Below are 25,819 nucleotides of genomic sequence, written 5' to 3' on the forward strand. Positions count from 1 at the left end.
TAGTGGAAGAAATACTAAGAGTTTCATCTATAAAAAAGACATTCTCGAAATCAGGTAAAAGTAACACAGTAATAGATGATGTCAGTTTTACTGTTAATAAAGGACAGTGTGTTGGAATAGTTGGAGAAAGTGGTTGTGGTAAAAGTACAACAGCTAGAATTATTTCAGGATTACTAGATTTTGATGAAGGTGAAATAGCATTAAGTGGAAATATATTAAGTATAAAAAATAATATTAGACTTAAGGAAATTCAAGGAAAGGTTCAAATGGTATTTCAGATGCCTACAGAATCCTTTAATCCAAGAATTAAATTAGGAAAATCTATAAAAGAGGCTATGAAAAAAACATTAAGTTCAGCTGAAAAAGAAGAAAAATTAAAGAATCTACTTGAAGAATGTCAGCTAGAATATGAAATAGCAGATAGATATCCTAGGGAGGTAAGTGGAGGACAATGCCAAAGAGCTGCAATAGCTAGAGCTTTAGCAAGTGATCCAGAATTACTTATTTGCGACGAAGCAACAAGTGCATTAGATGTGACGGTTCAATATAATATCATAAAGTTATTAAAGAATATACAAAAAAAGAGACAAATGGCCATACTTTTCATTTGTCATGATATAGCATTAGTTCAGCAATTTTGTGATTATGTATTAGTTATGAATGAAGGAAAAATTATAGAAGAAGGTACTATACAAGATGTAATTATTAATCCAAAGCAAATATTTACAAAAAAACTTATTAGTTCAGTTATTTAACTTATAGGAAGTGCTTGGTAAATTAATTATTTGGAGGTTAAAATGAAATACTTAGAGGAAATAAAGTCTTATTGGAATAAACGAGCAGAAGGATATTCAATAAGTAATAGGGAAAGTTTAGAAAGTAATGACAAAGAAGAATATGAAAAATTTTTAAGAAAATATATACCAAAGAACAAGAAGTGTAAAACTATAGATATGGGATGTGGACCTGGATTTTTAGCGATTTTATTAGCTGATATGGGATATGAGTCTTTTGCTTTTGATTGCACTGAAAATATGTTGGCAAAGGCGGAAGAAAATGCAAGAGATTTAGGAGTAAAAATACATACTATTCAAGGGGATGCACAAAATCCTGATATTGAAGATAAAAGCTTTGATTTATTAGTAAGTAGAAACGTTATCTGGAATTTAGAAAATCCAGAAAAAGCATATAAAGAATGGATTAGAATATTAAAGCCAGGTGGAAGAATTATAATTCTTGATGGAAACCATTATTGTTATTTGTTTGATGATAAGTATATGGAAGAAAGAAAAAGTTCTACTCATATAAATGACCATAAAAATATGATGGGAGTAGATACATCACCAATAGATAAAATAGCATATGATTTGCCATTAAGTAATAAAATACGTCCTGAATGGGATAAAAATATATTAGAGTCCTTAGGAGTAAAAATTATAGATATAGATATAGATGAAATATCATATAAGAATGAAAAAAATGAAGAGGTAAAACTAATAAAAAGTTTTAAAATTATAGGTGAGTTATAAAAAATATAATTAAATTATAAGCAAAACAAAAAGGAAGTCGGTAAAACGACTTCCTTTTATTTTATTTTATTTATTTCATTTAAGGCTATTTTGGAAATGCTTTTTAATAGTTGTATAGAGGCATAGGAGTAATAATTACTTCATAGCCAGCTTGTGAAATATCATTTGCTAAAGGAGCATAAGCTTCAGGTTCAACTTTTGCACCTGGATATATTATTAAACCAGTTGTAACAGTAGTATTTTGTGGAGTAAATACTATTAAATTATCATCAGTTACATCCACTGATGGAGAGTCCTCTAAGTTTGCTAAAGCTTTAGAGCTTGGACTATAAGATTCTATAAAAAAATTAAGCCGTAAATATTGCCAGTAGTAGTACTAGAAATAATAAGGAAAAGCTTAATATTCTAATTGACTTTTTCTTCACTATAAATTCACATCGTAAGTATGTTTAGTATTAATCATATGACTTTATAAGATAAAAGTGAGTAACATAGTTATAAAAAAACATCCCTCATATATGTTTTTTATAACTGCAAATTAAAGTGAAAATGAGTGACTTGCTAACAAACTTATTTTTATCCTAATTTAAAAAAATCAAATTGACACTAGAAGAAAAAAGTTATATTATATACAAAATACAAATTTCCTGTATTTTATTAAGAAAAAAAGGGGGTGACATAATGAAAAAATTATCTTTAGTCAAAAAAATATTTTTATTTCTAGTATTAGGAATATCAATTGGATTACTATGTGGGGTAAATAATATCCAATTTCCAGTAAGGATATTAGCAACATTTAGTGGATTATTTGCAAGTTTTTTATCTTTTGTAATTCCACTAATAATTATAGGATTTATAATTCCTAGTATTGCAACATTAGGAAACAAATCAGGAAAAGGTCTTTTCATAACAACTATAATAGCTTATACATCTACATTAATTGCTGGTTTTTTAGCGTATTTAGTAGGAGCGACTGTTCTTCCAAAATTAATTAATGGAGCTGTTGCATTAAGTGAGACTGGACAAGCTATAGAGCCATATTTTAACATTGAGATTCCACCAATAATGAATGTTATGTCTGCATTGACATTAGCCTTTATACTTGGTATAGGTTTATCTAGAATTAAAAACAGCACTATGTTATCAGTAGCAGAAGAATTTAATGAAATAGTTTTAATGATAGTAACAAAGATTATAATTCCTATAGTGCCAATTTATATTGGATGTGTTTTTGCAAAATTAAGTTACAGTGGTGAAATATTTAATACTTTAAGATCTTTTGGAATAGTATATTTAATTTTATTTTTATTACAATTAGTTTACATAGTTATTCAATATTGCATAGCAGGAGCTGTAAAGAAGGAAAATCCATTCAAATTAATAAAAAATATGATTCCGGCATATATAACAGCTGTAGGAACTCAATCTTCAGCAGCTACAATACCAGTAACTCTTGAATGTTCGAGAAAGCATGGAATAAGTGAAGAGGTTTTAGATTTTGTTATACCTTTAGGAGCAACAATACATTTAGCTGGGGATACTATAACACTTGTTATTACTTCAATGGCGGTTATGTATATGAATGGACAAACACCTACTTTTAGTATGATTATTCCATTTATATTTATGCTAGGGATAACAATGGTTGCAGCACCAGGAGTTCCAGGTGGTGGAGTAATGGCAGCTTTAGGACTTTTAGAATCAATGCTTGGATTTGGAGCAGTAGAAAAATCAATTATGATTGCATTACATGCAGCACAAGATAGTTTTGGGACAGCTACTAATGTAACTGGAGATGGAGCTATAGCTATAATAGTAGATTATATTATCAATAGAAAAAATGATGATATTCAAGAGAATGAAGAATGTATTAATATGTAAAATATAATACATAAGTATAATAAAATGCACTTGCTATAATAGTAGGTGCATTTGTTTTTTAGAAGATATATAAAGTTGTTAGTAAAAAGAATAGATAATTAAAGAAATATAATAGTAAAATAGTTAAAGTGATTATATAATTAACTGTATAATAAAAACTAAGGGATATGGAGGAAATATATGGAGCCTAAAGTTATAACAAGAGAAAAAAGCAAAGTTAAAGTAAAAAAGCCTAAACATTATAAGGTAATAATGCATAATGATGATTTTACTACAATGGAATTTGTAGTTTATATATTAACAGATATTTTCAGAAAAGAGATGTTAGAAGCTGAAAAGATAATGATGGATGTTCACACTAAAGGAAAAGGCGTTGTTGGGATATATCCTTATGATATAGCCGTAACAAAAGCTTCTATAAGTATGGCGAAGGCAAAGGAAGAGGGATTTCCATTTAAGGTAACAGTAGAGGAGGAGTAGACATTGGAAGTAAGTAGAGAGTTAAATGATGTTATAATCCAAGCTTTTAATCACGGTAAGAAAAATAAAGATACGTTTATTACAGCAGAGCATTTATTATATGCACTTACTTTTAATAAAAGTTTTATAGATGCAGTAAATAATTGCGATGGGGATATTAATAGCTTAAGAAATAATTTAGAAGAATATATTAATGAGTATGTTGATGAAGGAAGTGACGATATACCTCAAGAAAGTTATAGTTTTCAAGAAGTGTTGATAAGAGCAAGTCAACAAGCTTTATATTCTCAAAGAGATAAGATAAATATAGAACATATAGTAGCAGCTTTTTATGATTTGGAAGAAAGCTATTGTAATTATTATTTAATAGAAAATGGTATTGAAAAAACAGATATACTATATAGTTTAGCTCATAGAAATGATGAGGATATTTTAGAAGATAATGAAGAGTTAATTATAGAAGATAATGATGAAGAAGTAAATGATAAAGAAGAGAAAAAGAAATCAATAATAGATAAGCTTACTATTAATATTACTGAGATTGCAAAATCGAGTGATGAGCCATTAGTTGGTAGAGAGGATATATTAGAGAGAACTATTCAAATTCTTTGTAGAAAAGGTAAGAATAATCCACTTCATATCGGAGAACCTGGAGTTGGTAAGACAGCAATTACATTAGGATTAGCTAGACTTATAAATGAAGGAAAGGTTCCAGAAAAATTAAAGGATTCTGTAGTTTTATCTTTAGATTTAGGATCTCTTGTAGCTGGAACTAAGTACAGAGGTGATTTCGAAGAGAAGATTAAAAAGGTGCTTGATGAGATAAAGACTTTAAATAACCCAATAGTATATATAGATGAAATTCATAATTTAGTTGGAGCAGGGGCTCTAGGTGGGGGATCTTTAGATGCATCAAATCTTTTAAAACCTTATCTAATAGATGGTAGCATAATGTTTATCGGTGCTACTACTTATGAGGAGTATAAAAAGTATTTCCAAAAGGATAAAGGCTTAAGCAGGAGATTCCAAGTAGTAGAAGTTAAAGAGCCTTCAGAAAAAGAATGTATAGAGATTTTAAACGGTGTTAAAGAAGCTTATGAAAATTATCATAATGTAAAGTATACTGAGGCTGCAATAAAAGCTGCTGTAACATTAAGTCATAAATATATTAATGATAAATTTTTACCAGATAAAGCTATAGATTTAATTGATGAAGCAGGGGCTTTTATTAATTTAAATAGTAGTAATAGCGAAAGAATAATAGATGAGAATATTATAGAGGATGTAATTTCAAAGATATGTCATATTCCTAAAAAGACTGTAGAGAAGGATGAAATTAATTCTCTTAAAAATTTAGAAGAAGACCTAAAGAAAAATATTTTTGGGCAGGACACTGCCATAGAAGAAGTAGTAAGAACTATAAAGATGTCTAGAGCAGGGTTAACAGAAGCTGATAAACCAGTAGCGTCACTTCTTTTTGTAGGGCCAACAGGAGTTGGTAAAACAGAGATAGCAAGAACATTAAGTAATAGCTTAGGTGTTAAGCTTATAAGGTTTGATATGAGTGAATATCAAGAAAAGCATGCAGCATCAAAACTTATAGGAGCGCCTCCAGGATATGTTGGATATGAGGAGGGTGGCCTTTTAACAGATGAAATTAAGAAGAACCCTCATTCAGTATTATTGCTCGATGAAATAGAAAAAGCTCATATAGATATATTAAATGTGTTACTTCAAGTTATGGATTATGCTACTTTAAGTGATAATCAAGGAAGAAAAGCAGACTTTAGAAATGTTATTATAATAATGACATCAAATGCAGGAGCTAAAGATATTGGAAAATCCTTAGTTGGCTTTGGAGCAAGAGAAATAAAAGGTACTGCTATAATGGAAGAGGTTAAAAAGGTATTCTCTCCTGAGTTTAGAAATAGATTAGATAAAATAGTAGTATTTAATCATATAGATATAGACATAGCTAAAAATATAGTTGTAAGAGAACTAGAAAAGTTTAAAGAACAGCTATTAAGCAAAAACATAAGTATAGACTTCTCAGAAGATGCAATTATTAAGATTGCAGAAAAAGGTACCTCAAAGGAGTTTGGAGCTAGAGAAATAAAGAGAATTATAAATTCTGATGTAAAACCATTATTAGTAGATGAAATTCTTTTTGGAAGCTTAAGTAAAGGTGGAATATGTACCGTTAAAGTTGAAGATAACCAATTTAAAATTTAATATAAGGTAATTTTTGACTATAAATTTATTTATTAAAAATATAGTTAAATAAAGTAATAAAACTGCCTCAAAATTTCAAATGAGGCAGTTTTATTTTTAAAATTATTGTAAATAAATTAGCTGTGTTAAGTTATGGGTTAAATTACTTATAATTACATAATAGTTAAAAATAATATATTAGTTAAAGTATTAACAGGAAATATTGGAATTATAAAACAGTTATATAATTGAATAACATAAATATTTTTCCAATAATAATAGATGATTAAAAATATTATCAGAAAATAATGAAAATTAAATTTATTCTAACTTAATTAAGAAATATTGACAAGATTCGATTTTATTTGCTATACTCGTCCCTGTCGCATTTTTAGAATGTAAAAATTATATATTAAAGGAGGAGTCTTATGATTAATAATGGGGATGTGGCTTTTATAATTATAGCTACTGTACTAGTTTTAATTATGATACCGGGGCTAGCATTTTTCTATGGAGGATTAGTTGAAAGAAAAAATTCTTTAACAATCATGTTCCAAATATTTGTAGCAATAGGAATAGTATCATTATTATGGATATTTGGTGGGTTTAGCTTAGTATTTGGTAATGATATTGGAGGCGTTATTGGTAATCCACTTCAATATTTTGCGTTCAAAGACGTTACCTTTACTGTTAATGCTACCTACAGTAATACAATACCATTCATAATGTTCTTTATGTATCAATTAATGTTTGCTATAATAACGGCACCATTAATGACAGGAGCTTTTGCTAATAGATTGACTGTAAGTGGATGGATAAAAGTATTAATTCCATGGATGATACTTATATACTTCCCAGTAGCTCACTGGGTTTGGGGTGGCGGATTCTTAGCTAAGATGGGATTCGTAGACTTCGCTGGAGGAGCAGTAATCCACATTACATCAGGATTTGGATGTTTAGGTGCATTATGTGTACTAGGTAAAAGAAAGTATAAAAATGAAAAAGGGCCATTTAATTTAGGACTGGTTGCCATTGGTGGAGCTTTACTATTATTTGGATGGTTTGGATTTAATGCAGGCGGAACTTTAGCAGCAGCTGAAACAGCGGCAATAGTTTTCACAAATACTGCAGTTGCAGCAGCGACAGGAATGGTTGTTTGGTTAATACTTTATGCTATGCATAGTAAAAGAGCATCTTTCCTAGAAATAATAATAGGTGCAGTTGCGGGACTTGCGACAGTTACACCAGCATCAGGATACATAGATCCATTAGGAGCGGTTATAATAGGTGCAATAGCAGCTATAGTATGTTTCTTATGTGTAGAATTCGAAAGAAAGAAATGGGATGATGCACTTGATGTTTGGGGAGTTCACGGAATGGGTGGATTTATAGGTACACTATTAGTAGGTATATTGGCAAACCCAAGAGTAAATGGAGTATCAGCTGGATTAAAGCAATTCTCAATACAATTAATAGGATGCTTAATAATAGCTGTTTATTCAATTGTAATGACTTACATAATATTTAAAGTAGTAGATAAGATTAAATCTATAAAAGTAAGCGACGAAGTGCAATTAAAAGGATTAGACCAAGAATTCTTCAAAGAGAGTTATGAAACAAAATACGAGTAAAAAATAAAAGAAAGAAGATGTAAATTATGTTAGGTGTAGTTTTATTATATGTTGGAGTGGTTCTTATACTTAATGGTATAGCAAGGCTTTGTAATGTTGATCAAAAGTCTATGGCAGTATTTAATGTATTTACTGGAGTATTATCATTTGTAGTAAATATAATAGCAGTAGTACAAGGAGAGTATTTTGCAGCAGGAACAGGTTTGTTATTTGGATTTACATATCTATTTATTGCAGCAAGATGTTTATTTAATCTAGATGGTAGATTATATGGATGGTATTGTTTATTTGTAGCAATTAATACAATTCCATTAGCGTTTATTGATCCAACGACATTTAAATTTATAGACTTCACTGTAGGAAATATATATTGGGTTATTATATGGCTTTTATGGGGCTTATTATGGTTAACTGGATTTATAGAATTAGTAATGAAGAAAGATTTAGGGAAATTTGTTGGATACTTATCAGTTATTGATGGTATTTTCACAGCTTGGATTCCAGGATTCTTATTATTAATTAATATGTTTCCTAAATAAATTTTAAAAGAGATTGTTACAAAATGATTTTTTCGGATCATTTTGTAGTGATCTTTTTTTTATTTTAGTATTATTACTTGAAAACGATATAATAATTTCATTAAAAAAGATGAAAAATACATAAAAATACATGAAAAAATTACCCAAAAATGTCGAAAAATAAAGATAAATTAAAAAAATGATAAGAGGTAAACTTTTTCATGTGATAAATATTCAATATATAATCTTTAAAAATAAAAAAGTGTTAAAAGTGTAAATTTGAATGATAAATAAAAAAGGTGTATAAAAATAAGGTCGCAAAAAATTGTGATATTTAAATTATAATGAGGGAGGATACAGCTATGAGATTATCAATGAAGGAACAAGAAAAATTAATGATAGTTGTAGCGGCAGATGTTGCTAGAAGAAGACTAGCAAAAGGAATTAAGTTAAATTATCCAGAATCTATAGCGCTTATTACAGACGAAATAATGGAAGGTGCTAGAGAAGGTAAGTCTGTAGAACTTCTTATGAATGAAGGTAGACAAGTACTTAAAAGAGAGCAAGTGATGGAAGGAATACCAGAAATGATTCATACTATACAAGTTGAATGTACATTCCCAGATGGTACAAAGCTTGTAACAGTACATGATCCTATTCAATAAGTGGAGGTTTAAATTATGATACCAGGAGAATACATATTAGCTGAAGAGCCAATTAAATATAATGAAGGATTTGAAGCAATCGAATTAAAAGTTATAAATAGAGGTGACAGACCAGTTCAAATAGGTTCTCATTTTCATTTCTATGAAGTAAATAATGCATTAGAGTTTGATAGAGAAACTGCATATGGAAAGAGATTAGATATACCAGCAGGTACTGCTGTAAGATTTGAACCAGGTGATGAAAAAATCGTTAATTTAATAGATATAGCTGGAAAGAGAAAAGTTTACGGTTTATGTAATAAAGTTGATGGATTCCTAGCTAAAGGAGGTAGAAAATAATGGCTTTTGAAATAGACAGAAAACATTATTCTGATTTATTTGGACCAACTACAGGAGATAGTATTAGACTTGCAGATACAGATTTATTCTTAAAGATCGAAAAAGACTACACAGTTTATGGTGATGAATGTAAATTCGGTGGTGGAAAATCTTTAAGAGATGGTATGGGTCAAAACTCAATAGAAACAAGAAAAAATCCAAAGGTTGTTGACTTAATAATCACAGGAGCTACTGTTTTAGATTATACAGGAGTATATAAAGCTGATATCGGTATTAAAGATGGAAAAATCGTTGCAATAGGTAAAGGTGGAAATCCTGATGGAATGGATAATGTAGATTTCATAGTAGGAGTTAGTACTGAAGCTTTAGCAGGGGAAGGATGTATCTTAACTGCTGGAGGAATTGATACTCACGTTCACTTTATTAGCCCAGATTTAGTAGACTCAGCTTTACATGGAGGAATTACTACTGTAATCGGTGGTGGGACAGGCCCTAACGATGGAACAAACGCAACTACTTGTACTCCAGGTGAATGGCATATTCATAGAATATTAGAATCTTTTGATTCACTTCCAATAAACGTAGGTATTCTTGGAAAAGGTAGTGGAGCTAACGTTGAAGTTAATGCAGAACAAATAAGAGCTGGTGCTTGTGGATTAAAGATTCATGAAGACTGGGGTGCAACTAGATCAGCAATTGACTACGCTTTAAGAACAGCTGATGAGTATGATGTACAAGTTGCTATACATACAGATACTTTAAATGAAGGTGGATTCGTTGAAGACACTATAAAAGCAATAGGTGGAAGAGTTATTCATACATTCCATACAGAAGGTGCTGGTGGGGGACATGCTCCTGACATATTAAAGATGGCATCACATCCAAATGTATTACCAGCGTCAACTAACCCAACAAAACCTTATACAGTTAATACTGTAGCTGAACATTTAGACATGCTTATGGTTTGTCACCACTTAGATAACAAAGTTCCAGAAGATATAGCTTTTGCTGATTCAAGAATTAGAAAGCAAACAATTGCTGCAGAAGATATACTTCACGATATGGGTGTATTCAGTATCATGAGTTCAGACACAATGGCTATGGGAAGAATTGGAGAAGTTGTTTCTAGAACATGGCAAACTGCTTCTAAGATGAAGAATCAAAGAGGTCCTCTAGCAAATGATTCAGAATATGACGATAATAACAGACTTAGAAGATACGTTGCAAAATATACAATAAACCCAGCTATAGCACACGGGATATCTGATTATGTTGGATCTGTAGAAATTGGTAAGATGGCGGATTTAGTTTTATGGGAACCTGCTTTCTTTGGAGTTAAGCCTAAGGTAGTAATTAAAGGTGGAATGATTAACCTTTCAGTTATGGGAGAATCAAATGCTTCAATTCCAACATGTCAACCAGAGATGTTAAGAAAGATGTTTGGTGCACATGGAAAAGCTGTAGGACAAACTACTGCTGCATTCGTATCAAAATATGCTTTTGAAGATGACATAAAAGGAAAATTAGGTTTAGAAAAACAAGTATTACCTGTAAGTGGTATTAGAAATTTAACTAAGAAAGATATGAAACTTAATGATGCTATGCCTGAGTTAGAAGTAGATCCTCAAACTTATGACGTTACAGTTGATGGAGAACTTATAACTTGTGAGCCAGCAGAGACATTACCAATGGCTCAAAGATACTTCTTATTCTAAGATATATTTATGGAGAGAAAAATGGCTTTATATAAGGTTTTTGTTGTAACTGCTGATACTATGGCAGAAATGGGTAAGATAGCTCATTCATTAGGGAATAGACATCTTCCAGCTCAATTTCAAGATGGTAAAATGCTATTACAATATGATGAAAGAATAGAAGAAATATTAAAATCAGCTCATATCGAATATAAGCTAGATGAAGTTAGTTTAGAAGTAGCTTTTAGGGATATTGATTCTGATCATATACACTAAAAAAATTTCCTAAGGATAGGTTGTATTTATCCTTAGGAGATTTTAGATTATTTTTAACTAATTATAGTAAAGGAGATTTTATTATGAGACCAGTAGTAATAGGGGTTGGAGGTCCTGTAGGCGCAGGAAAAACTCTTTTAATTGAAAGAGTAACAAGACAGATGGCAAAAGATTATGAATTAGCTGTAATAACTAATGACATATATACAAAAGAAGATGCAAAATTCATGGTTGAGAATTCAGTATTAGAAGAAGGTAGAATTATTGGAGTAGAAACAGGAGGATGTCCTCATACAGCAATAAGAGAAGATGCTTCAATGAATTTTGCAGCTATAGAAGAATTAAAAAATAAATTTACTAATTTAGACATAATATTTGTTGAAAGCGGCGGAGATAATTTAGCAGCTACATTTAGTCCAGATTTAGTTGATTTTTCAATGTACATAATAGACGTTGCTCAAGGTGAAAAGATACCTAGAAAAGCAGGACAAGGTATGATTAAGAGTGATTTATTTGTTATAAATAAAATAGATTTAGCACCATATGTTGGAGCAAATTTAGATGTTATGAGAGAAGATACATTAACATTTAGAGGGGAAAAGGACTTTATATTCACTAACTTAAAAACAGATGAGGGAATAGAAACTATTATTAAGTGGATAAAAGAAAAATGTTTATTAGAAGGAATTTGTTAATATGATTAACGATATGAATAATAAAATAGCTGGAAATGCAGAGCTAGTTTTAGAGAATAAACCTAATGGAACAGTTGCAACTACAGTTCATTTTGTAGGTGCATCTAAGGTTTCACCAGCAATATTTTTAGGCAGAGAAAAGACACCATGCTATTTTTTACTTCACTTAGGTGGAGGATATGTTGAGGGTGAAATATATAAAAACTCAATAGAAGTAAAAAAAGATGCTAAGGCAATAATAACAACACAAGCACCAACTAAGGTGTACAAATGCGAAAAAAATAAAGAAGCGGCTTGTCAAGAAACTATTATAAGAATGGAAGAGAATTCTGTTTTAGAATATATTTCCGACAGTGTTATCTTATATAAAAATGCTGTATATAATCAAGATACAACTATATATATGGATAAAAAAGCTACTCTTATTTATACAGATGGAATAACATCAGGTTGGTCACCGGATGGATCTAAATTCCAATATGATTCTGTAAAGATGAGAAATAAGATTTATGTAGATAATAAACTTTTATTGTTAGATAATTTACAATTAAGTCCAAGAGAATATGATGTAACTGAACTTGGGATATTAGAAGGTTATATTAATTTTGGCACAATGGTAGTTATAAATGAAAATATGAATGAAAATTATGTTGAAAAAGCAAGAGAAATTATCGATGCTTTAAATTTAGATATAAAATATGGTGTTTCCATATTAGAAGAGCATGGCATTATAATAAGAATTTTAGGAAATTTAACTCAAGAAATTCAAAAGGCAATAGATGCAGTGCACTATTATCTTAGAGAAGAATTATTTGGTTTAAAACCAATAAATATACGTAAGTATTAATAAAATATTAAGTTAAATAAGGAGGTTCTTTCTATGCTTTTTGAAAAGATATTAGGAAATTTAGATGAATTAGAAAGTACAGATGGGTATCATTTAGAAAAAATATATATAGATAGTGATGATTTAGTTAAAAGAATAATAAGAGTTAAATCAGATCATAACCATGAACATGGAATATCATTAGATAGAGGTATGAAATTAAGAGATGGAGATATATTATTTAATGATGGTCATAATTTAGTTATAGTAAAAGTTAAAAGTGAAGATGTTTTAGTTATTAAACCTAAGGATATAACTGAAATGGCATATATTGCACATAAATTAGGAAATAAACATCTACCTGCACATTTTGAAGATGATGTTATGATAGTTCAATATGATTATTTAGTTGAGGATGAATTAAGGAAAGATAACATCAATTATTCAAGAGAAGATAGAAGAGTAAAAAACGCTTTTACACATGTTAATTTTATGGAGCATAAGCATTAGTATGGATAAGAGTTTAAAAATGTTACAGATATTACAATTATGTGATTCTAACTTTCCTATAGGATCATTTAACCATTCTTATGGAATGGAAACATATTTAAGAAGTAATGTTATAGATGATGCTAAAAGTTTTAGTAAGTGGGTAGATTTATTTTTAAAGCATCAATTTATAACATCTGATGGATTAGCAATAAGAATGTTATATGAAGCATTAGAAAATGGTGATGTGGATAAGGTCTGGGAAATTGATAACTTATTAATAGCACAAACTGTTGCAAAAGAAACTAGAAATGCTGCTAAATTAGTTGCTAGTAGAATGATAAAGATATATTTAGATCTATATGAAATAGAAAACTTAAAAATATATGCTAAAAAAATAGCTTCTAAAGAAGTATATGGACATCCAGCAATAGTATTTGGATTATTAATGCACGAGCTAGAAATGTCAGAAGAAGAAGCTATTAAGTTACATATGTACAGTACTGTTTCAACTATAATACAAAATGCTGTTAGAGCAATACCATTAGGTCAAAAAGATGGTCAACTTTTAGTTAAAGAATACTCAGAAAAATTTAATCAATACTATAAACTAATAGAAGAACTTGATTTTGATTCCTTCGGAGCTAATACTCCAGGTATTGAACTGTCACAGATAAATCATGAGACGTTAGGGTTTAGATTATTTATGTCTTAATATTATTAAAATAAATAATAAGTTAAATTGATATTTTTTTAAAACAAGCTCTACGTAAATGTACGTAGGGTTTGTTTTTCAAAAATAAATTTATTAGGGATTTTATAGAGTGCTACACTAATGAGTTGCTGGTAAAATAATGTAAATAATCAGTTAGAGAAAATATAATGTATAAGGAGTAAAAAAATGATAAAAGTCGTATTAAGAAAAATATTTCAATGTATTATTGCTATTTTTATATTATCTTTAATTGTATTTTACATTTCAAGATTATCTCCAGGAGACCCTCTTAAATCTTATTATGGAAATGCTGTTGAAAGAATGAGTATGGAAGATAGAGAAAAAGCTATTGATAAACTAGGACTTAATGAGCCTATATATATTCAATATGGAAAGTGGATTAAAAATGCTGCAAAAGGCGATTTTGGAATTTCATATAAGTATAAGCGTGATGTTACGTCAGTTATAAAGGATGTATATAAAAATACTGTTATTTTAGGGGGATTATCTTATATATTAACTTTTGCAGGAGCTTTGTTTTTAGGAATATTTAGTGCTCTACATGAAGACAAACTTATTGATAAGATAATAATGACAATTGGAAACATAACATCAAGTATACCGTCATTCTGGGTAGCATTAATACTGATTCTAATATTTGGAGTAAACTTAGGTGTCTTACCAACTAGCGGAGCATATTCTATTGGAAATGAAAATAATATAATTGATAGAATTATACATTTAATATTACCTTTAGTAGTTTTAGTAATAGGACATTTATGGTACTACGGATATATGGTAAGAAATAAGATTTTAGAAGAGATGCGAGAAGACTATGTATTACTGGCGAAAGTAAAAGGATTAACCAAAAGACAGGTCGTTTATAAACATTGTCTTAGAAATATTATGCCTTCATTTATAACTATGATGACAATTTCACTACCACATATATTAGCAGGAACATATGTAGTTGAGCAAATATTTTCATATCCAGGGATAGGAAGCCTTGTATTTGAGAGTGCTAAATACCATGATTATAATATGCTTATGGTTTTATCTCTTATAACAGGTATTATTGTATTAATATCTAATATGATAGCTCAAATCATAAATAAAAAGATAGATCCAAGAATAAATTATCAGGGAGGAGAAACTTTTGAACCTTCATTTGAATAATTTTGAAATAGTTAAAGATAAAAGTAAGTATATTAAAGAGGATGTAATAGATGAGCATTCCTTTGGTATAAAAGATAAGAGTCACTATTTATCAATAATAGTATTATTTATAATAATAGCTGCTTGTTTAAGTTCTTCATTAATAGCAAATCATGATCCTAAATATATGGATTTAGCTAATAGTAATGTAGCTCCAAATAAAATATTTTATTTTGGTACAGATTCTATGGGTAGAGATATATTTTCCAATATTTGGTATGGAGGAAGGGTATCATTATTTATAGGAATATTTTCAACTGTAATATCAACATTTATTGGAGTAATGTATGGATGTATTAGCGGAATGTCTTCACAGTGGATAGATAATTTAATGATGAAAGCTACAGAACTATTATTAAGTATTCCTTCAATTTTATTAATAATTTTTATGCAATCTATAATAGGAGGCAATACACCAATATCGATGGCAATTGTTATAGGAATTGTTAGCTGGACGGGGATTGCAAAGGTGGTAAGAAGTGAAGTTAGACAAATAAGAAATAGTGAATATATATTATCAGCTAAAATAATGGGAGGAAGATTCTTTTATATATTGAGACGACATTTAGTACCTAATTTTATGGCGTCAATAATGTTTATGGTAGTAAGCAATATTGCATCAGCAATTGCAACAGAATCCACTCTTAGTTTTCTAGGGATTGGTTTACCTTTAGATATTATATCTTGGGGAAGTATGTTATCACTGGCTCAAAATGCGTTACTATCTAATGTTTGGTGGGTGATTTTATTTCCAGGGTTGTTTCTGATTATAACGCTTATTTGTATAGCTAATATAGGTAATTATTTAAGAAAGAAAAATATTAAAAAGTATAATAATTTGTAAAGGAGATAAGTTTAGATGATAAAAAAATTTAAAGTTACAGCTGCGTTATTATCTATATTTCTACTGGTAGGTTGTGGAAATAAGGTATCAGATAATTCAAACGAAAATATGGATAAGGATGCAGCTAAAGAAAAAGTATTAATTTATGGAAGTGGAGATTATACAAGTATAAATCCAGCACTTTTTGAACATGGGGAAATTAACTCACTTTTATTTAATGGATTAACAGCTCATGATAAGGATAATAATATTATTCCAGCACTAGCTAAAAGCTGGGAGTATGATGAAGAAACATTAACTTATACGTTTCACTTAAGAGATGATGTTAAATGGCATGATGGAGAGCCATTTACAGCTGAAGATGTTAAGTTTACTTATGAGACAATTAACAATCCAGATAATGGTTCAGAAATTGCAACGAATTATGAGGATATAACAAATATTGAAATAGTAGATGACTATACAGTTAAAATAACTTTAAAAAATCATAATGTTGCAATATTAGATTATTTATCTGTAGGGATAATTCCTAAGCATATATTAGAAGGTCAGGATATAATTACAAGTGATTTTAATAGACATCCTATTGGAACAGGACCATATAGATTTAACAATTGGGATCAAGGGCAAAGTATCACATTAGTAAAAAATGAAGATTATTTTAGAAAATCACCTAAAATAGATAAAATTATATTTAAGATAGTTAATGATACAAAGGCAAGAGTAATGCAATTAAAGTCTGGAGAGTTAGATTTAGCTCAAGTAACTCCAAAAGATATTGAAACATTTAAAAATGATGATAATTTCGTAGTAGACATAATGAAAACTTCAGATTACAGAGGTATAATGTATAACTTTAATTATCCATTATTTAAAGAAAATAGAGAACTACCAAATGCTTTAAGCTATGCAATTGATAGAGAAGCTATAGTAGATAATATTTTATTAGGATATGGTGATGCTGCTTACTCTCCACTTCAAATGGGAAAATATAATAATGCAGAAATGGATAAGTTTGAGTATAATCCAGAAAAAGCTAAGCAATTATTAGAAGATGCAGGATGGAAGCTTGGTAGTGATGGAATATATAGCAAGAATGGAACAAAATTAAGCTTTGAACTAGTTGCTATGGAAGGTGACCAAGAAAGAATTGATATGGCAAACTTTGCAGTTCAGGAATTTAAGAAAATAGGAGCAGATGTAAAGTTAGCTGTAAAAGCAGATATTGACTGGGATAATCAAGCGGCATTTGTAATTGGATGGGGAAGTCCATTTGATCCTGATGACCATACATATAAGGTATTTTCAACTCATGGAGGTGCCAATTATAATGCATATTCAAATGAAAAGATAGATGAATTACTTACTAAGGCTAGACAGACAGATGTTTATGAAGAAAGACTAAAATATTATAAAGAATTCCAAGAAGAACTTACAAAGGACCTTCCATATACGTTCTTAACATATATAGATGTTGTTTATGTAGCTAAAAATAATTTAGAAGGAATAACTAAAGAAACAGTTTTAGGACATCATGGAGTAGGAATATTCTGGAATGTTGAGGATTGGGATTTAAAATAAGGAAATATAACATATAGGTTTAAGGATTAATAAATAACAGGAGATTATTTATAGTTATGAAAGTGCTTGAAGTTAAGAATTTACAAGTAAATCTCAAAACTAAATATGGCGAAGTTAAAGCTGTAAGAGATGTATCATTTGATTTAAAAAAAGGTGAGATATTATCAATTGTAGGAGAATCAGGTTCTGGAAAATCAGTTTTATGTAGAAGTATACTGAAATTATTACCTGAAAATGGATATGTAAAAAATGGTGATATATTATTAAATGGCACTAATATATGTAATCTTACTGATAAGATGATGTCAAAAGTGAGGGGAAAAGAAATATCTATGATTTTCCAAGATCCAATGACATCATTGAATCCTACTATATCTGTAGGAAAGCAAATATCAGAAGCTGTTAGAGTTCATAATAAGGTTACTAGAGTAGAAGCTAAGAGGCGAGCTATAGAATTAATAGATTTTGTAGGGATAGATGAATCAGAAAGTAGATATAACCAATATCCATATGAATTTTCAGGCGGAATGAGACAACGTATAGCAATTGCTATAGCATTAGCATGTAATCCTAAAATTTTAATAGCTGATGAGCCAACAACAGCATTAGATTCAATAATGCAGAATAAAATATTAGATTTAATAAAATCAATACAAAAGAAAACTAATATATCCATAATATTTATAACTCATGACATGGAAGTGGTAAATAAAATTGCAGATAGGATTGCTGTAATGTATGCAGGGAAAATAGTTGAAATAGGCAAAAAAGAAGATATATTTTCAAACCCTATTCATCCATATACAGTAGGGTTAATGTCATCTAGAGCTTCTTTTAATATGGATAAAGAATATTTACCAACTATAGAAGGCGTGCCACCAAATCTTTTAAATCCTCCAAAGGGAGAGGCTTTTGCTATAAGAAATAAGAATCCCTTAGTAATAGATTTTTTAGAAGAACCACCAATGTTTAAAGTTAGTGAAAGTCATTATGCTGCAACGTGGTTACTACATCCAAATGCAGCTATAGCAAGAGATGAAATTAAAGCTAAAGAGGAGAAGTTAATTATTCATGAATAGGGAAAAACTTTTAGAGATAAAAAATCTTAAGCAATATTTTACTTTAAACAATAAAAAAATAGTAAAAGCTATAGATGATGTTTCACTTGATATTTATAAAGGTGAGTTCTTAGGAGTAATAGGAGAGTCAGGTTCAGGTAAATCTACATTAGGAAAAAGTATAGTAGGTATCAATAGTATAACTGATGGAGAAATTAAATATAATGGCATTACTATAAGTGGTAAAAAGTTAAAAAAAACTCAGAGAGAAATAATAAGTAAAAAGATACAATTTATTTTTCAAGACTCTACGTCCAGTTTAAATTCTAGGATGACAGTGAAAAATATTATTGAAGAGCCAATGAGACTTCAAAAACTGTATAGTAGTAAAGCTGAGAGAGAGAAAGTAGTATATGATTTACTTGAGGTTGTAGGACTAGATAGAAGTAGTATAAATAAGTATCCATATGATCTTTCTGGAGGGCAAAGACAAAGAGTTGCTATAGCTAGAGCTATTTCAACAAAACCAGAATGTATTATAGCAGATGAGCCTATTGCATCGCTTGATGTATCAATGCAAGCACAAATAATAAATTTATTTAAGAAATTGAAAAGTAATAAAAATTTAACTTTTATCTTTATATCTCATGATTTATCAATGGTTAGATATATTAGTGATAGAATAGCAGTAATTTATAAGGGTAAAATAGTTGAGGTTGCACCTACAGATGAATTATATTCTAACCCAATACATCCATATACTAAAATGCTATTAAATTCTGACTTACAAGATGAAAATAATTTGTTTACTATGAAGAATAAGTCTATAAGTAAATGTTGTAATGAAAAGGTAAAGTGGATAGAAGTTAGTAAAGACCACTTTGTTTTGTTTGATAAGCTTATTTAAATATAACGCTATGTTTTAAATAAAAGTTGATAATGGAAAATATAAAAGTGGACCAATTTTGATATGCTCCCATTATAGAACAGTTTTATTATTTTAACTGTCTACTATAATGGGAGCATATTATTTATATTTTATAATTAGAAAAAGATAAGTCTGGTTTTGAATGATTAAAGGAAATATTAAAAAAATAGAGGAATAGAATAAGTAGCTAAAAGAATAGGGAAACTTAACTATAATGTAGAATATAGAAGAAATTATGGTACAATATGGTTATAAGGGAGAAGTTTTTAAATAATTTACATATTCAATAATAGATAATATATTTGGTGTAAAAAGGGGAAATGGAGTTTGGTAATAGGAAATACGAAAAAGGTATTATTTAAGATTATTCCATATGAGTATAGAAGGTTAGAGTTATATTTAGAGAAGATGGCTTTAAAAGGATGGAAGTTTGAATATATAGAAGGAGAGGAAGAGCAATGTTTAAGTTTAATGAGGAATATGTAATAGAAAAACTAAAGGAATTACTTGCAATTGATAGCACAACAGGGTATTTTAGACCAATCCAAAATTATCTTGAAAAAGAAATGGAGAAGTTAAATATTCCAAGTGAAGAAGTTCATAAAGGCGGATTGATTGCAGATGTTGGCGGAGAAGGCAATTCATTAGTTATTATGGCACATGGGGACGATATAGGTCTTATGGTACGTTATATAAAAGATAATGGTGCACTTGTGGTAACTAAAGTAGGTGGATTAAGAGAAGAAGATGCAACTGGAGTTATTTGTAGGTTACATACTCGTAGTGGACAAGTTTTTACTGGATGCGTAAGAAGGGTACATTCTTGTGTACATGTAAGGCCAGATTTTGATGATAATGCGCCTATGAATTATGAGACAAATGTAGAATTTGTATTAGATGAAGATGTAAAATGTAAACAAGATGTACTTGACTTAGGTATTCGTGTTGGAGACATAATAGCATTAGATCCAGGTTTCCATATGAATAATGGATATATAACAAGCCGTTTCTTAGATGATAAAGCATGTATAGCAGTTTTAATTGCTGTAATGAAATATATAAAAGACAACAATATTAAATGTAAAAGAAATATTAAAGCATTCTTTACTATGTTTGAAGAGATTGGACATGGAGGAGCATGGCTTCCAGAGGGAACTAAAGATATTATATCTTTAGATATAGCTCCAGTAGCACCAACTCAAGTTTCAAGCGAAAAGAAAGTGTCTTTATTTGCAAAAGATTCAAGGTTTCCATACCACTATGAGATGTTAACAGAGCTAGTAGATGCTGCTGAAAAAGTAGGTGCAGCTTATGAAGTAGATGTGTTTACACCACGATATGGCACAGACTCTGATTTTGCTATAACTGCTGGTAACAATGTAAGACATGCAGCATTAGGACCAGGTACAATTGGTAGCCATGGATATGAAAGAACTCATATTGATTCTTTAAATAACATGTATCAATTGTTATTAGAATATATAATTGGATAGAAAAATATAAGATATAAAGAGCAATTAATCAATAATTAAAGGCTCTATTTTAAACCAGTGTTGATTGTTTTTAATATCCATATTGAGTAAAAACTGCGTAGAGTTATATTCTACGCAGTTTCATTTTACATTTAATTAAATTTTACTATCACTAACTTCTTTACTTTTTCTATTATTTAAAGCAATAAATATACTTGATATTATTATTCCAATAACTCCCCCCAATGAGAATAATAAAATTACTTCTCCTACTATTACTCCAATTAATATTCCTATACCAACTCCACTAGCTATCCCTTTTGTTAATATTTCATAATCTTTTTCTTTTAATATTAACTTACCCCACATATATCCACTCTCCATTTTATAAGTCTTGCTTTAGTTGCTAAATTTAACTTAATGAAATAAAAAAGCCTATATAAATCCTTATAAAAGGAATTTATATAGGTTAACTACTACAGCCCATTAAATACAACACTCCTATTTTAATCAGTAACATTCAAAACAAATAAATATTCAATTATTCCTTTAGTATATTTATTAAAAATCACTCTATATTTATATATACCTGGTTCACTCGGAGCCTTAAAATCATAATTATTAACTTGTATTACTGTTTCAGGGTTACATAAAACTAAAGAAAATTCATCTGGAACTTCTTCAAATCTCAAATTCACAAACGAATCTTTTTTTACATTTAGGGTAGATTCTTTTTTTATTAAAAATTTTTTCCCTAGATTCAAATCATAATCTGAATAAGCAATTTTCGAAGTTATTGTATTATCACTAGCTGAAATATTCAAATTAGGGATATTAATTGAATAATAATTATTATTTAATGTATAAATTAATATAATAATAATTATACTTGCTAATATAAAAAAATTTTTTTTCATAGTCCTCTCCCTATTATATATTTAAGTCAACATTTTACCATTATTTATTTTTATTGTCAATTATATCAAGTAATTTAGGTCCTAATGAAAAAAGTATTTAATGACAATGTAACTAAAGGATTATTAACTGTAAATAATGCAGCTGCATATAGACATGCATTATGGAATGCTTATACGGTAAGAGATTATGGTAGTGATTATGCTAAAAGATTCGCGGATGCTCATGAACTAGACTTCCCTAATCCAGGATTAGAGAAGGAAATGGACTTGTACAATAATTCTAAAGGAAGATCTATTGGTTGTAAAAATTATAGTGGAAATAATGAAAGTACTATAAGTTATCAAATTAGGAGAAATGTTATACAAGCTATTGAAAATGGTGAAATGGAAAGAGATGTAGGTACTGATATAGGTAGTTTAAACTACTTAATTTATACAAATAATACCTTGTTAATTGAAACAAACCAATATGGCTGGGCACTTAAAAATAATAATTGGTATTGGTATGAGAATGGACAATTAGCTAAATCAGTATGAAAACAAATAAATGGAGGTTGGTATTATCTTAAATCCGATGGAGTTATGGCAACTAAATGGTATTTCTTCTATGATGGAGGATCAATGGCAACTGGTTGGATACAACCTGATAGCTATTGGTACTACTTAGATCCATTCAATGAAGATATGAAAACAGGATGGAAATCCATAGGTGGAAAGTTGTATTATTTCTATTCACCATTTGGTAGAATGGCAACTAATACAGTAATTAATGAATGGAAAATAGATTCGAATGGAGTTGCGACTCCGTTAAGAATTATACAAGATATAAATGAAGGTCTTATATCATCAGAAATTAATGAAGATGTATTAAGTGAAAATTTAGACACCATTCAATCTATAGAGACTGAAACTTAATAAATTTTATATCATAAACATTTTCATAATAGAAATATTATCTACCCAAAACTGTGTATAATATGATGTCTACACAGTTTTTATATTATTATAATTTCACTAAATTTAACTTTAATGAAATATTATGCTTGCAATAAAATAAATAATATGTTATTATGAATAAATAGCAGTAATGCTAACAAAATAAAAAATAAGTTTAAATTAGATAAATAGTTTCTCATGAATTAGAAAATATTATATCAGTTTAGAACCTTAATTCAGGAGGAATTATTATGACAGATAAAACATTAGTATGTAGAGATTGTGGAAGTGAATTCGTATTTTCAGTAGGAGAGCAAGAATTCTATAAAGAAAAAGGATTTACAAATGAGCCAACAAGATGTTTAGCTTGTAGAAGAGCTAAAAAAGAGCAAAATAGAAGATAATTTTAGATTGTTATAGGTTGTAGTTTAAACTACAACCTTTTTTGATTATAATAAAAATAACTATAAGATATTTGATATAAGTATAGTGAGATATTATGTATAGTAGATATTTTATGGAAAGTTGTTATTATGAGAATATTAAGAATAGAGCCAGTGAGTTTTAGAGGCATCTTCATCAGGAATTAATAGTGTAATACTATTAATTATAAGGATACTACAATAGTAAGTGTATCTTTTAAGTAATGGGAAGAGGAAGTTTCAACACAAAATAAGCAACATAAATAAGCTTCAGAATAGATGTATTCTGAAGCTTATTTCTATTATTGAATAAAATATTTAAGTTATCTAATACTTTGCTGAAAGCTAAAGGTATTTGAAGGATCGTATTTCCTATTTACTTTTTGAAGGTATTTATAGTTATTCCCATAATACTCATAAAGATAGTTATTAAGAGGATAATAAGGGAAGTTTATATAAGAGCCGTCTGTTATATTATAAATATATTTTGATTTTTCCTCTATCCACTTAGCATTATCTTCTTTATATTCGTTATCTTCAAAATTTGACTCTATAGAAATAATATAGTTGCTATTTCTATAGTAGAAAGCTGTATCAGCTTTGTTTATTTCGCTTACCTTACCACCAAGTCCATAAAGCTTTAATGAAGTAGTTTGAGAACCTTCAGGTCTTGGTTCGTTTATTATATCAACTAATTTTGAAAGCTCATCATGAGAATATTCTCTAGATGCGAATCTACTATATGATATAAAGCGTTCATATTGATTATAGAAAGAGCTAATTATTTCAGTAGATTGAAGGAATGATACATTTTCATAAGTTAGGTTACAGCCTCCTATATTCATAAAAGGTGATAGAATATCCATTAATTCATTAGGGGTTCCGTAGAGGAGTCCTGTACAATATATATATGAACCATCATAGGATGAATTATCTATACTTGCTTTCATATTAATTTTATTAGTAGTATTTGTTATCCAATGTTGCCATATATCAAGGAACTTTATTTGGTTATCTTTACTTATACTTGAATAATAGATGTTAAAAGTAGTAACCAAATCAACTTTTGGAGGAAGGTCAAAGGTTAAAGAAACAATAACTCCAAAATTTCCGCCTCCTGAACCTTTTAATGCCCAGAATAGATCTGAATTAGTATTTTTATTTGCAGTTATTATAGAACCTTCATAATTAATTAGTTTAATCTCTGATAAATAATCACAAGCAAGTCCTAAGTATCTGCTTGAATAGCTCCAACCACCGCCTAAGGTTAATCCAGCCACTCCAACTGTAGAAGAAGAAGCACCAGGAAATGGGTAGCCGTTCGAACCAATAAGGTTATATAGTTGTCCAAATGAAGCACCACCCTCAGCAGTAACAGTATTATTTTCATAGTTAATTTCAATTCTATTTAAATTACTAATATCTATAACAAATATTCCATCATCAATAGAAAAACCTTCATAATTATGACCACCTGAACGAATTCTAAGTTTAAATTTATTTTTTTTTGCGAATAACACAGCTTTTTTTACATCATCGAAGGTTTTACAATATGCAATGGCAGTTGGATACTTATCTATAGACCTGTTCCATTCTTGTCTAGCATAATTATAATAATTACTTGAAGATGTAATTACATCAATCATTTTAATCACCGCCCATAAATATTAAATTAGGTTATAATTTATACTATTTATTGAGGCTGTATAAGGTTAATAAATTATTTTAAAAATGCAAAAACTAGATAAAGTTTATTGTTTGTCATTATTACTAGACTGTGATATCATAAAGACCTACAATCAGATTTAGTAAACTAGTTAATATTAAGCTTATATTCTAATTAGTTTATAAATTAGGAATAATAATAAATTTATTTACAAACGGAGGAAAGTGAATTATGGATAATCTACCAAATTGCCCAAAATGTAATTCAGAATATACTTATGAAGATGGGAATCTTTTTGTTTGTCCAGAGTGTGCGCATGAATGGAATGCAAACTCTGTTTCTGAAAGCAATGAAGATGAATTAGTTGTTAAAGATGCTAATGGAAACATATTAAAAGATGGTGATTCTGTTACAATAATAAAAGATCTTAAGGTAAAAGGTGCTTCATCTGCGTTAAAAGCTGGTACTAAGGTAAAAAATATACGTTTAGTTGATGGAGATCATAATATAGACTGTAAAATTGATGGGTTCGGAGCTATGAGCTTAAAATCTGAGTTTGTTAAGAAGTTATAATTGGGAAACTAAGTTTTTAGTTACTTCCTGCTTAAATTAAACTAAGTAATTTTATTTACTTAGTTTTTTTATTTTTATAAATCTTAGTAAAATAGCTATTTATATTAATATAAGAAAATAGTCATTAAATATATATATATATATTTAAGATATATTGTAGTGTATCTAAAAATCATAATTTTTTAGATAAGAAAAATATCAAGATAAAAAACATTATGGATAATAATGTAATAACCATAAATTTCATGTCTAAATATA

At 29.0% G+C, this 25,819-nt stretch carries 30 protein-coding genes and 1 pseudogene; 27 read left to right on the top strand and 4 right to left on the bottom strand.

What is annotated here, in order from left to right; all coding sequences use genetic code 11:
• The first annotated feature begins 2 nt into the window (after positions 1-2).
• A complete protein-coding gene (locus H8S20_RS16430; RefSeq protein ID WP_032118331.1) occupies positions 3-755 on the top strand; it encodes an ABC transporter ATP-binding protein in 753 nt (250 codons plus the stop codon).
• Positions 756-797: 42 nt separating this feature from the next.
• A complete protein-coding gene (locus tag H8S20_RS16435; protein WP_032118332.1) occupies positions 798-1,529 on the top strand; it encodes a class I SAM-dependent methyltransferase in 732 nt (243 codons plus the stop codon).
• A gap of 103 nt (positions 1,530-1,632) precedes the next feature.
• Here H8S20_RS16435 and H8S20_RS20825 read toward each other — a convergent pair whose 3' ends face one another.
• Positions 1,633-1,812 (bottom strand): alpha/beta hydrolase, encoded by a 180-nt coding sequence (locus H8S20_RS20825; RefSeq protein WP_032118333.1) that lies wholly within the window; start codon positions 1,810-1,812, stop codon positions 1,633-1,635.
• Between the two features lie 398 nt (positions 1,813-2,210).
• Between H8S20_RS20825 and H8S20_RS16445 the strand changes: the two genes are divergently transcribed.
• The 20 genes from H8S20_RS16445 to H8S20_RS16540 all read left to right on the top strand — a co-directional run bounded on the left by H8S20_RS16445 (position 2,211) and on the right by H8S20_RS16540 (position 21,068).
• Positions 2,211-3,410: a dicarboxylate/amino acid:cation symporter gene (locus H8S20_RS16445; protein ID WP_032118334.1), complete on the top strand. Its 1,200-nt coding sequence runs from the start codon at positions 2,211-2,213 to the stop codon at positions 3,408-3,410.
• Positions 3,411-3,590: 180 nt separating this feature from the next.
• Complete coding sequence (locus H8S20_RS16450) at positions 3,591-3,890, top strand: ATP-dependent Clp protease adaptor ClpS (RefSeq protein WP_032118335.1); 300 nt, start codon at positions 3,591-3,593, stop codon at positions 3,888-3,890.
• A gap of 3 nt (positions 3,891-3,893) precedes the next feature.
• Positions 3,894-6,122: an AAA family ATPase gene (locus H8S20_RS16455; protein WP_186860772.1), complete on the top strand. Its 2,229-nt coding sequence runs from the start codon at positions 3,894-3,896 to the stop codon at positions 6,120-6,122.
• 407 nt (positions 6,123-6,529) lie between these two features.
• On the top strand, positions 6,530-7,732 hold the full coding sequence (locus H8S20_RS16460; protein ID WP_032118337.1) for an ammonium transporter: 1,203 nt from the start codon (positions 6,530-6,532) through the stop codon (positions 7,730-7,732).
• A 26-nt stretch (positions 7,733-7,758) separates the two neighbouring features.
• Entirely contained in the window at positions 7,759-8,271 is a 513-nt protein-coding gene (locus H8S20_RS16465; RefSeq protein WP_032118338.1) for an AmiS/UreI family transporter, read from the top strand.
• A gap of 341 nt (positions 8,272-8,612) precedes the next feature.
• Positions 8,613-8,915: an urease subunit gamma gene (locus H8S20_RS16470; protein WP_032118339.1), complete on the top strand. Its 303-nt coding sequence runs from the start codon at positions 8,613-8,615 to the stop codon at positions 8,913-8,915.
• Between the two features lie 15 nt (positions 8,916-8,930).
• Positions 8,931-9,254, top strand: coding sequence for an urease subunit beta (locus H8S20_RS16475; protein ID WP_032118340.1), 324 nt, complete (start codon positions 8,931-8,933; stop codon positions 9,252-9,254).
• Complete coding sequence (gene ureC, locus H8S20_RS16480) at positions 9,254-10,969, top strand: urease subunit alpha (protein ID WP_032118341.1); 1,716 nt, start codon at positions 9,254-9,256, stop codon at positions 10,967-10,969. Before H8S20_RS16475 ends, ureC begins: the two co-directional genes overlap by 1 nt.
• A gap of 21 nt (positions 10,970-10,990) precedes the next feature.
• Positions 10,991-11,224 (top strand): urease accessory protein UreE, encoded by a 234-nt coding sequence (locus H8S20_RS16485; RefSeq protein WP_051986857.1) that lies wholly within the window; start codon positions 10,991-10,993, stop codon positions 11,222-11,224.
• A gap of 83 nt (positions 11,225-11,307) precedes the next feature.
• Positions 11,308-11,919 (top strand): urease accessory protein UreG, encoded by a 612-nt coding sequence (gene ureG / locus H8S20_RS16490; protein ID WP_172675723.1) that lies wholly within the window; start codon positions 11,308-11,310, stop codon positions 11,917-11,919.
• A 13-nt stretch (positions 11,920-11,932) separates the two neighbouring features.
• The gene (locus H8S20_RS16495) at positions 11,933-12,766 is read left to right on the top strand and encodes an urease accessory protein UreD (RefSeq protein ID WP_032118592.1); all 834 of its coding nucleotides are present in this window, start codon (positions 11,933-11,935) and stop codon (positions 12,764-12,766) included.
• 33 nt (positions 12,767-12,799) lie between these two features.
• On the top strand, positions 12,800-13,255 hold the full coding sequence (locus H8S20_RS16500; RefSeq protein ID WP_032118343.1) for an urease accessory protein UreE: 456 nt from the start codon (positions 12,800-12,802) through the stop codon (positions 13,253-13,255).
• Position 13,256: 1 nt separating this feature from the next.
• Positions 13,257-13,949, top strand: coding sequence for an urease accessory protein UreF (locus tag H8S20_RS16505; RefSeq protein WP_243177726.1), 693 nt, complete (start codon positions 13,257-13,259; stop codon positions 13,947-13,949).
• 186 nt (positions 13,950-14,135) lie between these two features.
• Positions 14,136-15,125, top strand: coding sequence for an ABC transporter permease (locus tag H8S20_RS16510; RefSeq protein ID WP_081921715.1), 990 nt, complete (start codon positions 14,136-14,138; stop codon positions 15,123-15,125).
• Positions 15,106-16,008, top strand: a complete 903-nt coding sequence (locus H8S20_RS16515) for an ABC transporter permease (protein ID WP_243177728.1) — start codon at positions 15,106-15,108, stop codon at positions 16,006-16,008. The genes H8S20_RS16510 and H8S20_RS16515 overlap by 20 nt, the downstream gene beginning before the upstream one ends.
• A gap of 15 nt (positions 16,009-16,023) precedes the next feature.
• Positions 16,024-17,589 carry an ABC transporter substrate-binding protein gene (locus H8S20_RS16520; RefSeq protein ID WP_032118346.1) on the top strand — a complete coding sequence of 522 codons (1,566 nt, stop codon included), beginning with the start codon at positions 16,024-16,026 and terminating at the stop codon, positions 17,587-17,589.
• A 56-nt stretch (positions 17,590-17,645) separates the two neighbouring features.
• Positions 17,646-18,668: an ABC transporter ATP-binding protein gene (locus H8S20_RS16525; protein WP_032118347.1), complete on the top strand. Its 1,023-nt coding sequence runs from the start codon at positions 17,646-17,648 to the stop codon at positions 18,666-18,668.
• Positions 18,661-19,554, top strand: a complete 894-nt coding sequence (locus H8S20_RS16530; protein WP_032118348.1) for an ATP-binding cassette domain-containing protein — start codon at positions 18,661-18,663, stop codon at positions 19,552-19,554. The genes H8S20_RS16525 and H8S20_RS16530 overlap by 8 nt, the downstream gene beginning before the upstream one ends.
• A gap of 348 nt (positions 19,555-19,902) precedes the next feature.
• A complete protein-coding gene (locus H8S20_RS16535; protein ID WP_186860774.1) occupies positions 19,903-20,061 on the top strand; it encodes a hypothetical protein in 159 nt (52 codons plus the stop codon).
• Positions 20,034-21,068 (top strand): M20/M25/M40 family metallo-hydrolase, encoded by a 1,035-nt coding sequence (locus tag H8S20_RS16540; protein ID WP_186860775.1) that lies wholly within the window; start codon positions 20,034-20,036, stop codon positions 21,066-21,068. The genes H8S20_RS16535 and H8S20_RS16540 overlap by 28 nt, the downstream gene beginning before the upstream one ends.
• A 135-nt stretch (positions 21,069-21,203) precedes the next feature.
• Here the strand turns inward: H8S20_RS16540 and H8S20_RS16545 are convergent, their stop codons facing one another.
• Positions 21,204-21,416 (bottom strand): hypothetical protein, encoded by a 213-nt coding sequence (locus H8S20_RS16545; RefSeq protein WP_032118350.1) that lies wholly within the window; start codon positions 21,414-21,416, stop codon positions 21,204-21,206.
• A 137-nt stretch (positions 21,417-21,553) separates the two neighbouring features.
• The gene (locus H8S20_RS16550; protein ID WP_032118351.1) at positions 21,554-21,964 is read right to left on the bottom strand and encodes a hypothetical protein; all 411 of its coding nucleotides are present in this window, start codon (positions 21,962-21,964) and stop codon (positions 21,554-21,556) included.
• 84 nt (positions 21,965-22,048) lie between these two features.
• Between H8S20_RS16550 and H8S20_RS16555 the strand changes: the two genes are divergently transcribed.
• From H8S20_RS16555 to H8S20_RS16570, 4 genes and pseudogenes are all read left to right on the top strand, one after another.
• The gene (locus tag H8S20_RS16555) at positions 22,049-22,501 is read left to right on the top strand and encodes a DUF6973 domain-containing protein (protein WP_051986859.1); all 453 of its coding nucleotides are present in this window, start codon (positions 22,049-22,051) and stop codon (positions 22,499-22,501) included.
• Positions 22,502-22,645: pseudogene (locus tag H8S20_RS20830) on the top strand (choline-binding protein D); the annotation flags it as partial.
• A 3-nt stretch (positions 22,646-22,648) separates the two neighbouring features.
• The gene (locus H8S20_RS16565) at positions 22,649-22,879 is read left to right on the top strand and encodes a hypothetical protein (protein WP_366456476.1); all 231 of its coding nucleotides are present in this window, start codon (positions 22,649-22,651) and stop codon (positions 22,877-22,879) included.
• A 272-nt stretch (positions 22,880-23,151) separates the two neighbouring features.
• The gene (locus tag H8S20_RS16570) at positions 23,152-23,304 is read left to right on the top strand and encodes a zinc-ribbon domain-containing protein (protein ID WP_032116760.1); all 153 of its coding nucleotides are present in this window, start codon (positions 23,152-23,154) and stop codon (positions 23,302-23,304) included.
• A 341-nt stretch (positions 23,305-23,645) separates the two neighbouring features.
• Here H8S20_RS16570 and H8S20_RS16575 read toward each other — a convergent pair whose 3' ends face one another.
• The gene (locus tag H8S20_RS16575; protein ID WP_032116759.1) at positions 23,646-24,968 is read right to left on the bottom strand and encodes an FAD-binding oxidoreductase; all 1,323 of its coding nucleotides are present in this window, start codon (positions 24,966-24,968) and stop codon (positions 23,646-23,648) included.
• A 251-nt stretch (positions 24,969-25,219) separates the two neighbouring features.
• Here H8S20_RS16575 and H8S20_RS16580 point away from each other — a divergent pair, with 251 nt between their 5' ends.
• The gene (locus tag H8S20_RS16580) at positions 25,220-25,561 is read left to right on the top strand and encodes a zinc ribbon domain-containing protein YjdM (RefSeq protein WP_032116758.1); all 342 of its coding nucleotides are present in this window, start codon (positions 25,220-25,222) and stop codon (positions 25,559-25,561) included.
• Positions 25,562-25,819 lie beyond the last annotated feature (258 nt).

It is taken from the genome of Clostridium hominis (assembly GCF_014287825.1).
Lineage (GTDB): Bacteria > Bacillota > Clostridia > Clostridiales > Clostridiaceae > Clostridium > Clostridium hominis.